Annotated in this window: 7 protein-coding genes; 3 read left to right on the forward strand and 4 right to left on the reverse strand. The window is 71.7% G+C overall.

All coding sequences use genetic code 11. From position 1 onward, the window contains the following. The first annotated feature begins 8 nt into the window (after nt 1–8). Nucleotides 9–143, forward strand: coding sequence for a hypothetical protein (locus ADX84_RS27005; RefSeq protein WP_255352582.1), 135 nt, complete (start codon nt 9–11; stop codon nt 141–143). Between the two features lie 246 nt (nt 144–389). Continuing rightward, entirely contained in the window at nt 390–911 is a 522-nt protein-coding gene (locus ADX84_RS20240; protein ID WP_199776649.1) for a hypothetical protein, read from the forward strand. Here ADX84_RS20240 and ADX84_RS20245 read toward each other — a convergent pair. Together ADX84_RS20245 and ADX84_RS20250 are read right to left on the reverse strand one after the other, a co-directional pair. Continuing rightward, nucleotides 901–1,311, reverse strand: a complete 411-nt coding sequence (locus ADX84_RS20245) for a hypothetical protein (protein ID WP_049577779.1) — start codon at nt 1,309–1,311, stop codon at nt 901–903. The genes ADX84_RS20240 and ADX84_RS20245 overlap by 11 nt on opposite strands. A gap of 83 nt (nt 1,312–1,394) precedes the next feature. Next, nucleotides 1,395–2,660: an MFS transporter gene (locus ADX84_RS20250; RefSeq protein ID WP_049577805.1), complete on the reverse strand. Its 1,266-nt coding sequence runs from the start codon at nt 2,658–2,660 to the stop codon at nt 1,395–1,397. A 114-nt stretch (nt 2,661–2,774) separates the two neighbouring features. Here ADX84_RS20250 and ADX84_RS20255 point away from each other — a divergent pair, with 114 nt between their 5' ends. Continuing rightward, nucleotides 2,775–3,524 (forward strand): glyoxalase, encoded by a 750-nt coding sequence (locus ADX84_RS20255; RefSeq protein WP_049577783.1) that lies wholly within the window; start codon nt 2,775–2,777, stop codon nt 3,522–3,524. Nucleotides 3,525–3,530: 6 nt separating this feature from the next. Here the strand turns inward: ADX84_RS20255 and ADX84_RS20260 are convergent, their stop codons facing one another. After that, nucleotides 3,531–4,136 (reverse strand): PadR family transcriptional regulator, encoded by a 606-nt coding sequence (locus ADX84_RS20260; protein ID WP_049577787.1) that lies wholly within the window; start codon nt 4,134–4,136, stop codon nt 3,531–3,533. 66 nt (nt 4,137–4,202) lie between these two features. Continuing rightward, nucleotides 4,203–6,194: an acyl-CoA dehydrogenase gene (locus tag ADX84_RS20265; RefSeq protein ID WP_049577791.1), complete on the reverse strand. Its 1,992-nt coding sequence runs from the start codon at nt 6,192–6,194 to the stop codon at nt 4,203–4,205. Nucleotides 6,195–6,354: the final 160 nt, after the last annotated feature.

Below are 6,354 nucleotides of genomic sequence, written 5' to 3' on the forward strand. Positions count from 1 at the left end.
CGGTGCCGGTGTCCACCCCACAGAACGCCGTCGTCCACGGCTCCGGGTCCGTCCCGCTGCTCACGATGATCAGGACGGGTATCGGTCCGAGCATCGTCGCAACCGTGACCCTGATCGGCCAGATCGTCCCCCCACCGCTCTGACCGGCATCAGCGGGCTGACCCCGGGGGCCCGGGAGGGGGCCACCGCCCCCCTCCCGGTCTCCCTCGCGCCACAACGCTGACTACTGTTGGGTAATCGCCTACCACCACGGCGTGGCGGGCGATTATGATCGAAAGCGTCGGTCGGGGGACCGCCCCGACGGTTCCTCACAACACTTCTGCGGACAGGGCGGTGGACCGGTGGCAGCGGACGCGGGCAGGGACCTTCCCAGCCTGGCCAGACGGGCGTTGGACGCGTTCTCGGAGAGCGCCACGCGCGGCAGGGACCGCGACGCCCTCATGGACTCCGCGTTCGCGCGGCTGTTCGAGCTCTACCAGGCCACGACCGAGGCCGAACGCGGATCCCCGGCCGGGCAGAACTTCAACGCGACCCTCGCCGAACTCCTCGTGAGCGGCAACAACCCGGTCCGGCTCAGCCTGTACGTGGTGCGCAGCCAGACCGCCGCCGAGAACGGCCAGCACGAGGGCTACCGTCCGGCCTGCTGGCGCCGTTCCATGATCCAGATCCTCGGCGACGCGTTCGTGCCGCTGGAGAGCTTCCTGAGGCCCATCGACCTCGAGGCGCTCCCGCGCATCGACGACGCCCTGGAGGCGGTGGCCGCCAACGCCAGCCCCGCCACCGTCGAGGAGGTCCCCGCCTGGGTGCCGCAGACGCACTGGTGGTGGTGGGAACCGGCCCGTCAGCGCGGCGAGGAGACCCCGTCGCACACCCGTGCCGACAGCGGCACCCTGGACGCCGTCAGCGACTGACGGGCGGCTCTCGCAGGGAGTCGAAGCCGCCCCGGGCCGGAACCAGGTGGACCTCCCCGGGCCTGGCCGTGTCCAGGGTCTCCTGGAGATGGACCATCAGCAGCTCGAAGGCCTCGGTCAGGCCGTCCTCGCGCCGGGTGCCGAACGCGGCCACCGCTTCCTCCACCAGGTCCCGCAGCCGGGCGGCGAGGGTGGGTGGGTCCAGGTGCAGGACCATCGGTTCCTCCAGCTCCCGGCCCTGGAAGCAGCTGATCCGGATCCCGCGCTCCCCGGGCAGCACCTCGGCCCGGCTGGCGGCACGGTAGGTCACCGGGGCGCCGGCCCCGCCGGGCTGGACCGTCGTCTCCGCGCCCTCGGTCAGCTCCCTGACCAGCCAGTCCCAGGTCCTCTGCTCGTCCATGCCCCCATGGTCACCCCTGGTGGGGGAGTGGCGCCAGGGGTGACACGGTGGTCAGCCCGTTCCGGGCACCCGCTGTCGTGGGGTCAGCGCACGCCCCGGATCCCCCAGACGGTCGCCGCTCCCATCAGGGAGACGAGCCCGCAGATGGTGTACAGCACCGGGTAGCCGCCCAGATGGACGACGATCGGCCCGGCCAGTGCCGGGGCGATCACCTGCGGGCCCGAACTGGCGATGTTGACGATTCCCAGGTCCTTGGCACGCCCCTCGGCGGCCGGGAGCACCTCGGTGACCAGCGCGTTGTCCACGGACAGGAAGACACCGAACCCCACCCCCAGGACCACCGCGCAGACCAGCACGGCGGACCACGTGGGCACGAGTGCCAAAGCGAACGCGGGCAGGCCCATCACCACCCCGGCGAGGGCGACCATGCCGCGGCGTCTCCCGATCCGGTCCGAGACCGCGCCCGCGACCACGGTGGTGGCCACGACCGCAGCCGTGTACACGAGGATCAGCGTGAGCAGCCCGTCCGTGGCGGAGGAGCCGGGGAACAGATCCTCGTACCCCACGGCGTCGCGCAGGAAGTAGAGCATGTAGAGGATGAACATCGCGTTGCCCGTGCCGATGAGGAACCGGGTCAGGAAGGCCCAGGCGAAGTCCGGGTGCTTCCGGGGCGAGACCCACAGGCTCCGGGCGAGGTCGCGCCAGGGCGGTCGGGCCTCGCGGGGCAGGGGAGGGTCGGGAGACAGGAGCGCGAAGGGCAGGGCGCAGGCCAGGGTGAGGACTCCGATGAGCGTGTACCCGGGGGAGACCTCGGTGACGACCACGGTGACCAGCACGACCGCCGCCACGACCCCGGCCGACTGGGGGATGCCGATCCACCCGGAGACCGCGCCGCGCTGGCTCCGGGGCACGTGGTCCGGGACCGCCGCGAGCAGGGTGGCGTTCAGACAGGACAGCGCGGTCTGCACGAACGACCAGCCCAGCAGGATGCCCCAGACGCTCTCCTGGGAGCCGAGGACGACCAGCCCGGCGCCGCCGAGCAGGGCTCCGGCCAGGACCCAGGGTCTGCGACGACCCAGGGGCCCTGTGGTGCGGTCCGACAGCGCTCCGGCCAGCGGGGTGGCGATCATGGCCATGGCCGCGCCGACCCCGGTGACCCAGGCCAGGACGGTCTCCTTGTCGGCGGGGCTGACCCGGCCGATCTGTTCGGGGAGCAGGACCTGGAGGGGGCCGAAGAAGGCCATCCACATGCCGAGGTTGGCCAGGCTGATCCCGGCCACCCACAGGGCGCGGACGTCGCGTGTCGGCTCGGCGAGGGCGCGGGGCGGTGGCGCCGGGGGCGTGCGCACGGTGTGACCCACCTAACATGAGGAGGGTTCATGTTAGACCAGGCGGGCCGGGCGGGGGAAGGGTTCGGGAGAACCTACTGGCATCTAGTCAATTTTGACTAGTAGTTTGGGGGCATGACAGAGACGATGCGCCCCAACGAGACCACCGTGCCGGGTCTGCACACCCACGACCCCCAGGCCACCCTCGACTTCTACGAGTCGCTCGGCTTCGAGGTCACCTGGAAGCAGTTCCGGCCCTACGTCTACCTGGCGTTCTCCTGGAGCGGCTTCCAGATCCACTACAGCGCCGCGCCCAAGGGCTTGGACCCCGCTCAGGAGAACACCGGTGGCGCGCTGGTGATGGTGGACGCCGTGGCCCCGTACCACGAGGCCATCACCGACGCCATGCGCGCGGCCCACGGCAGGGTCCTGTCGCGGGGCCTGCCGCGCGTCACCCGCTTCCGCCCCGGTGCGAGCCGCTTCACTCTGATGGACCCGTCCGGGAACAGCCTCATCTTCATCCGGCGCGACGAGCCCGAGGGTCTGGACTACGGGGGATCACCCGAACTGGAGGGCATCGCCAGGGCCCTCGACCAGGCGCGCAACTTCCGGGAGTTCAAGAACGACGACCTCGCCGCGTACCGCCACCTGAAGTCCGCCCTGCGCAGGCACGCGGAGACGGCCCCGGCGGTGGAACGGGCCCTGGCGCACGCCACCCTGGTCGAGCTGTCCCTGGCCCTGGACGACCCGGAACGGGCCCGGGCCTGGCGGAGCGAGCTGGCGGCGGTGGAACTCACCGAGGAGGAGCGCCAGCGGGTCGAGAGGGAACTGGACCACGCCATCCGCCTGGAGGAGTGGCGGGAGGACGGGGGCGGCCGGTCCTGACGCCGTTCAGCCCCCGGTGTCGGGGGCCAGCACGCCCTCGAACGGAGTGCCCTCCTCGTCGGCGAAGGTGTACGCGCCGCCCTCGATCCGCGCGATCAACCCACGGGTCCAGGCGGCCTCGGAGTCCGAGGTGTGCACCCACAGGTCCATGATCTCGCCGATGTGCCCCATCCGCTCCGGGCCCCGATCGGGGTCGTAGTACCGCACCACCTCGGAGCGCCACTCCTCCAGCCCCGCCAACCGTCGCCGCAACAGGGTGAGGGCCTCACCCCGGGGCAGGTCCACGGCGAAGCCGAGTCCGGCGGAGAGCACGTCAGGCCCGGTGCCGTGCGCCGACAACGCGGCGCGCAGCAGCGAGAAGTACTCCTCGGTGCCGCGCCCGGTGACCTCGTACTCGACCCGGGGCGGACCACCGGCGGTGGAGGGCGCCACCTCGTGCGCCACGAGCAGGCCCTGTCTGGCCATCTGCTTGAGCGCGTGGTAGATCGACCCCGGCTTGGCGTTGGACCACTCGTGCGCGCCCCAGGACTCCAGGTCGTTGCGGACCTGGTAACCGTGCGCCCGCCCGTGGAGCCGGACCGCTCCGAGCACCAGCAAGCGGATGGCCGACATCCCCGCACCCCTCACCCCGTGTGGTCAACGCGGACCAGCCTACGGGGTGAGGGCACAACGGTCGGATCAGGCCGGCTGCTCGGCGGCCAGCTGCTCGTCCTGCCGCCGGTGCTCGGCGCCCAGGGCGATCGGCGCGCCCAGCCACTCGTCACGCAGCCCGAAGGCGTCCACCAGCCGCACCGCGTAGGGGCGCAGCCCACGGCAGAGGTCGTTCACGGCGGCCGTGACCGCCTTGGTGCGCGCGGTCGACAGCCGCTCGTGCTCCAGGAACCAGGCCCGGTCCTCCTCGATCACCGACAGCACGTAGAGGTCGCACAGACGGTTGAGCAGCTTGGCCGTGGACTGGTCGCCGCAGCGGTCGATGCCCGCCACGAACGCCTCCAGCACCACCCGGTCCATGTGCGCCCGACCGGCCGCGAGCACGTGGTCCTGGGCCTGGTTGAACACCTCGAAGGCGTCGCTGCCGTCCTTCCTGGAACGCCGCAGCCGCCCGGCCAGGCCCTCGATGATGTGCTTCTCGCGGTCCTCCATCAGCTCCAGGTGCCAGCCCCGGTTGTACAGGCTGGCCTCGTCCCGGCCCGGAGACGCGGCGACCAGCCGGTCGATCAGCGGGATCGCGGCGGTGCGCTCGATGACGGTCTCGAACACCTTCCCCGCCATGAACCGGGCCAGACCGAGCTGGTCGAGGTCGCCGAAGGAGTCCTTGAAGTTCGTGAGCAGGGCCTTGGTGAGCTGCTGCAACAGGACGGTGTTGTCACCCTCGAACGTGGTGAAGATGTCCGAGTCCGCCTTGAGCTGCGGGATGCGGTTCTCCGAGAGGTACCCCGAGCCGCCGCACGCCTCGCGGCAGGTCTGGATGGTCTCGGTGGCGTGCCAGGTGGCGACGGCCTTGAGCCCGGCCGCGCGCGACTCCAACTCCCTCTGGGCGTGCTCGTCGCGCTCGCTGGCCCGGGACAGCTCGTGCAGACGGGTGACCAGCTCCTCCTGGGCGAAGTGCAGGCCGTAGGTGCGGGCCAGCGCGGGCAACAGCTTGCGCTGGTGGGCGAGGTAGTCCAGGACGCGCACCTCCCGCTCCGGCTGGGTGTCCGTGGCCGGGCGGGTGAACTGGCGGCGGGTGTCGGCGTAGCGGATCGCGATGGCCAGCGACGCCTTGGTGGCGGTGCCAGCGCCCCCGGCCACGCTGATGCGGCCCCGGATCAGGGTGCCCAGCATGGTGAAGAACCGGCGGTTGGGGTTCTCGATGGGGCTGGAGTAGGTGCCGTCGGCGGCCACGTCGCCGTACCGGTTGAGCAGGTTGGTGCGGGGCACCCGCACGCCGTCGAACCACAGGCGGCCGTTGTCCACCCCGTTCAGCCCGGCCTTGGGGCCGCAGTCCTCGACGGTCACCCCGGGCAGGGGCGTGCCCTCGGCGTCGCGGATGGGCACCATGACCGCGTGCACGCCGTGCTCGATCAGGCCGCCGTCGCCGTCCGGCGTGCGCAGCTGGGCGAAGACCACCGCCATGCGTCCGTCGCGGGCGGCGTTGCCGATGTAGTCCTTGCGCGCGGACTCGTCGGGGGTGTGGACCACGAACTCCCCGGTGCCCGGGTCGAAGGTGGCCGTGGTGCGCAGGCGCTGCACGTCCGAGCCGTGGCCGGTCTCGGTCATCGCGAAGCAGCCGGGCAGGTCCACGGTCATGACGCCGGGCAGGTACCTCCGGTGGTGCTCGTCGGTGCCCAGAGCCCGGATGGCCCCGCCGAACAGCCCGAACTGCACGCCCATCTTGACCATGAGGGACATGTCCGCGACGAGCATCTCGAAGGCCACCACGGAGGCGCCGATGTCGTCGGTTCCGCCCACGGACTCGGGGAAGCCGTAGGCGGGCACGCCGGTCCCCGCCAGGGCCATGAGCTGCTTGAGAGTGCGGGCGCGGTGCTCCTCCACGGACAGGCCGTACACCGGGGCGAACTCCTCGCCCCGGATCACGTCACGCGCGCGTTCGCGCACGTGGGCCCAACGCCCGTCGAGCAGCCCGCGCAGCTCGGCCTCGTCCAGCTTCAACAGAGCCTGTTCGCTCATGTGCTCCCCCTGTGGTCGTCGTTGACGCGACCTTCACCTGTTACCACTCCGCGCCGGAGGGCGGCCGTGTACACGCCCGGGTCACGGGTGTGTGAGTCCCAACGTAGGGGGTGGCGCGGAGGGGGTCGGGTCAGACGGCGATGCCGTGCAGGGGGACGGG

The sequence above is a fragment of the Nocardiopsis sp. SBT366 genome, assembly GCF_001083815.1.
In the GTDB taxonomy this organism is placed as follows: domain Bacteria; phylum Actinomycetota; class Actinomycetes; order Streptosporangiales; family Streptosporangiaceae; genus Nocardiopsis; species Nocardiopsis prasina.

Excerpts from the sequence above, each read along its gene's own strand:
- ADX84_RS20255 (WP_049577783.1), top strand. The coding sequence starts at position 2,775 with ATGACAGAGACGATGCGCCCCAACGAGACCACCGTGCCGGGTCTGCAC.
- ADX84_RS20265 (WP_049577791.1), bottom strand. The coding sequence starts at position 6,194 with ATGAGCGAACAGGCTCTGTTGAAGCTGGACGAGGCCGAGCTGCGCGGG.
- ADX84_RS20245 (WP_049577779.1), bottom strand. The coding sequence starts at position 1,311 with ATGGACGAGCAGAGGACCTGGGACTGGCTGGTCAGGGAGCTGACCGAG.
- ADX84_RS20260 (WP_049577787.1), bottom strand. The coding sequence starts at position 4,136 with ATGTCGGCCATCCGCTTGCTGGTGCTCGGAGCGGTCCGGCTCCACGGG.